Annotated in this window: 3 protein-coding genes; all 3 read left to right on the top strand. The window is 69.3% G+C overall.

The window, feature by feature from the left end; genetic code table 11:
* A partial coding sequence (locus tag VGC18_RS03615; RefSeq protein WP_331094313.1) for a glycine cleavage T C-terminal barrel domain-containing protein occupies positions 1–666 on the top strand: 666 nt, incomplete at its 5' end.
* Positions 663–1034, top strand: a complete 372-nt coding sequence (gene gcvH / locus VGC18_RS03610) for a glycine cleavage system protein GcvH (protein ID WP_331094311.1) — start codon at positions 663–665, stop codon at positions 1032–1034. The genes VGC18_RS03615 and gcvH, both read left to right, overlap by 4 nt.
* Positions 1034–3716: aminomethyl-transferring glycine dehydrogenase (gene gcvP / locus VGC18_RS03605; RefSeq protein ID WP_331094309.1), on the top strand; the 2683-nt coding region annotated here is incomplete at its 3' end. The genes gcvH and gcvP, both read left to right, overlap by 1 nt.

Raw genomic sequence — 3716 nt, 5'->3', positions numbered from 1 at the left:
GCCGCCCTCGGCATCCTCGAAAAGATCCTGCCCTCCTTCGAGCTGCCGGTCGCACCCCGCGATCTCAAGTACTACTGGAGCACGCTCGGCAGCTACCGCGGCAACGAGGCGATGATCGGACGAACCGGGTACACCGGTGAGGACGGCTTCGAGATCTATGTCCGCAATCTCATCGCGGTGACGCTCTGGGAGGAGCTGATGGCCGCGGGCGTCGGCCGGGGACTCGTCCCCGCCGGCCTCGCCAGCCGCGACACCCTCCGCCTGGAGGCGGGGATGCCCCTGTACGGCCACGAGCTCTCCCTCGACGTCTTCCCGGTGCAGGCCGGTCTTGGCCGGGTGGTCAACCTCGCCAAGGAGGGCGACTTCGTCGGCCGTGAGGCGACCCTGGCCGGCCCCCCGGAGGGCGCCAGGGTGCTCGTCGGCCTTCGATCGGAGGGCAGGCGCGCCGGCCGGGCCGAGTATCCCGTATACGACACCACCGGCCGCGAGGTCGGGATCGTCACCAGCGGGGCGCTCAGCCCGACCCTCGGCTTTCCCGTGGCGATGGCCTACGTGAAACCCGACCTGAGCGCCGTCGGAACCGAGCTCCTCCTCGACGTGCGCGGGACCGGCGTGCCGGCATCCGTCGTCCCACTCCCCTTCTACAAGAGAGAGGTCACCAAGTGACTGACCAGAGCACACTCCTCTACACCGCAGAGCACGAATGGGTGCTCGTCGACGGCGACATCGCGACCGTCGGCATCACCGCCTACGCCGCGGACAAGCTGGGCGACGTCGTCTTCGTCGACCTTCCCACCGTCGGCTCCGATGTCGTCAGCGGCAAGGTCGTCGGCGAGATCGAGTCCACCAAGTCGGTCGGCGAGCTGTTCGCCCCCGTCGACGGCACCGTCGCGGAGATCAACGACGCCGTCGTCGACAGCCCGGAGCTCGTCAACAGCGACCCCTTCGGCGCTGGCTGGCTGGTCAAGGTGCGCTTCTCCGAGCTGCCTCCGCTGCTCGGGTACGTCGAGTACGCGGCCCTGATCGGAGACTGATGACCGACACCGAGCCCGTCATCGGCGGCTTCGCCGAGCGTCATATCGGCACCGATCCGGATGCCCAGGCCGTCATGCTCGAGACGATCGGCTACGACAGCGTCGAGGCCCTTGTCGGGGCCGCTGTTCCCGCCTCGATCCACGTGGACGCGTTCCGCGCGGCGGCCGAGACGGCGCTCCCTCCCGCCGCCACCGAGCGGGAGGCGCTCGCGGAGCTGCGCCTGCTCGCGAGCAAGAACACCGTCAACCGGTCCATGATCGGCCTCGGCTACGACGACACGATCACCCCTGCCGTCATCAAGCGCAACGTGCTGGAGAACCCGAGCTGGTACACGGCGTACACGCCGTACCAGCCGGAGATCTCCCAGGGCCGGCTCGAGGCGCTCATCAACTTCCAGACCATGATCGCCGACCTCACCGGCCTCGCGACCGCGAACGCCTCCATGCTCGACGAGGGGACCGCCGTCGTCGAGGGCATGATGCTGGCTCGTCGTGCCTCCAAGTCGGAGTCCGCCGTCTTCGTGGTCGACGCCGACACCTTCCCGCAGACCCTGGCCCTGCTGCAGAACCGTGCGTCTGCGGTCGGCATCCGGCTGGTCGAGCTGGAGCTCTCCGAGATCCGGCCCTCCGAGCTTCCCGAGGCCTTCGGTCTCTTCGTGCAGTACCCGAGCGCCTCCGGCCGGATCTGGGACCCGAGCGAGATCATCGCCGCCGCCAAGGCCAAGGGCGCGCTCGCCGTGGTGGCCGCCGACCTGCTCGCCCTCACCCTCATCGCCTCTCCTGGCGAGCTCGGGGCCGACGTCGCCGTCGGCACCAGCCAACGATTCGGCGTCCCGATGGGCTTCGGCGGCCCGCACGCCGGCTACCTGTCGGTGCGGTCCGGCCTCGAGCGCCAGCTGCCTGGGCGCCTGGTCGGGGTCTCGCAGGACGCGGCCGGCCACCCCGCCTACCGGCTGTCTCTCCAGGTGCGCGAGCAGCACATCCGCAGGGACAAGGCGACCTCCAACATCTGCACGGCCCAGGTTCTGCTCGCCGTCATGGCGTCCATGTACGCGGTCTACCACGGCCCCCAGGGGCTCAAGCAGATCGCGACGCGCACCACCCGATACGCGAGGATGCTCGCCCGCGCGGCCAGCGAGGCCGGCCACACCGTCGTCTCCGCCAACTATTTCGACACCCTCACGCTGCACACGAAGACGGATGCGGCACGCCTCGTCGCCCGCGCCCACGAGGCCGGCTATCTGTTCTTCCTCGCCGACGAGGACCACATCAGGATCTCCGTGGACGAGACGACGACCCTCGAGGACATCCGCGCGGTGGCGAGGATCCTCGGCGAGGACCTCGCCGACGAGACCGTCTCGAGACAGATCGACGGCTGGATCCCGGCCGGTCTGCTGCGCACCAGCGAGTACCTCACGCATCCGGTCTTCAACACGCATCGGTCGGAGACCTCGATGATGCGCTATCTCAAGCACCTCGCCGACTACGACTACGCGCTCGACCGGGGCATGATCCCGCTCGGCTCCTGCACGATGAAGCTCAATGCCGCCACCGAGATGGAGGCGGTGAGCTGGCCGGAGTTCGCGGGCCTGCACCCCTTCGCTCCGGAGTCCGATGTCGAGGGGTATCTCGAGCTTATCGAGCAGCTGCAGTCCTGGCTCGCCGATGTGACCGGATACGACTCCGTCTCGCTCCAGCCCAACGCGGGCAGTCAGGGCGAGCTCTCTGGCCTCCTCGCCATCCGCGGTTACCACCTGTCCAGGGGCGACTCGCAGCGCACCGTCTGCCTGATCCCGTCCAGCGCGCACGGCACGAACGCCGCCAGCGCCGTGCTCGCGGGGCTCAAGGTGGTGGTGGTCGCCACGAACGAGCTGGGAAACGTCGACCTCGACGACCTGCGCGCCAAGATCGCCGAGCATGCGGACGAGCTCGCCGCGCTCATGATCACCTACCCGTCGACCCACGGCGTCTACGAGCAGGAGGTCGGTCGGATCTGCAAGGCGGTGCACGACGCCGGGGGCCAGGTCTACGTCGACGGTGCGAACCTCAACGCCCTGCTCGGCTTTGCCCGGTTCGGCGACTTCGGTGGGGACGTCTCGCACCTCAACCTGCACAAGACCTTCTGCATCCCGCACGGCGGCGGCGGCCCCGGCGTCGGCCCCGTTGCGGCCAAGGCGCACCTCGCCGCCTTCCTGCCTGGGCATCCGCTCGCACAGCGGGACACGGTCGCCCACCGCGACCGCTCGAGTCTGCCCGTCCACGAGCGCATCGTCAGCGCTGCGCCGTTCGGCTCCCCGAGCATCCTGCCGATCAGCTGGGCCTACGTGCGCATGATGGGCGCCGACGGTCTCAAGCGCGCGACGGGGGCCGCCGTGCTCGCGGCGAACTACGTCGCCGCGCGTCTGCGCGAGCACTTCCCCGTGCTCTACGCCGGGGAGAACGGGCTGGTCGCCCACGAGTGCATCCTCGACCTGCGGCCGCTCACCGAGGCGACGGGCATCACCGTCGACGACGTGGCCAAGCGGCTCATCGACTACGGGTTCCATGCGCCGACGATGTCGTTCCCGGTCGCAGGCACCCTCATGGTCGAGCCGACGGAGAGCGAGGACCTCGGTGAGATCGATCGTTTCGTCGAGGCCATGATCGCGATCAAGGCGGAGGCGGATGCCGTCGCCGCCGGCA

The organism is Lacisediminihabitans sp. (genome assembly GCF_036404185.1).
Classification (GTDB): Bacteria; Actinomycetota; Actinomycetes; order Actinomycetales; family Microbacteriaceae; genus Lacisediminihabitans.
This window is presented reverse-complemented; position numbering and strand designations above follow the sequence as displayed.